Raw genomic sequence first — 729 nt, 5'->3', positions numbered from 1 at the left:
TGGACCCGCAGCACCGCCTGCTCCTGGAGACGGCCGTCGAGGCGCTGGACGACGCGGGCATCGACCCCGGGACGCTGGCGGGCACCGACGCCTGCGTGTTCGTCGGCATCTCCGACTTCGGTTACGGCGGTCTGCAGATGGCCAGGCCCCGGCAGATGAACGCCTACTCCATGGCGGGCACCACGCACTCCATCGCGGCGAACAGGCTCTCCCACTTCTTCGACCTGCGCGGGCCGAGCATGGCCATCGACACCGCGTGCTCCTCCTCGCTCGTCGCCGTCGAACGCGCCTGTCAGGAACTGGCGTCGGGCCACAGCCGCCTGGCGCTCGCCGGCGGGGTCAACGTCCTGCTCAACCCGAACGCCTTTATCGGCTTCAGCCAGGCGTCGATGCTCTCCAGGCGGGGCCGCTGCGCGGCGTTCTCCGCGGACGCCGACGGGTTCGTCAGGGCCGAGGGCGCGGGTGTGGTCGTGCTCAAACCGCTGGCCGACGCGGTGGCCGACGGCGACCGGGTGCACGGGGTGATCGCCGCCGCCGGCAGCAACTGCGACGGGCGCACCCCCGGCCTCGCCCTGCCCAGTACGCAGGCGCAGGAGGATTTGCTGCGGCGGGTGTACGAGGGTGCCGGGATCGCCGCGGACGAGGTGGTGTACGTGGAGGCGCACGGAACCGGTACGCAGACGGGCGACCCGGCCGAGTGCGTGGCGCTGGGCCGGGCCCTGGGCGCGG

General features: G+C 73.0%; 1 protein-coding gene. It reads left to right on the top strand.

Annotated elements, in window-relative coordinates; translation table 11 throughout:
• Positions 1 to 729, top strand: a 729-nt coding sequence (locus IE330_RS38515) for a beta-ketoacyl [acyl carrier protein] synthase domain-containing protein (protein ID WP_190140819.1), incomplete at both ends; no start/stop codon positions are given.

Origin of the sequence: Streptomyces longispororuber (genome assembly GCF_014656095.1) — a bacterium.
Taxonomy (GTDB): Bacteria; Actinomycetota; Actinomycetes; order Streptomycetales; family Streptomycetaceae; genus Streptomyces; species Streptomyces longispororuber.
This window is presented reverse-complemented; position numbering and strand designations above follow the sequence as displayed.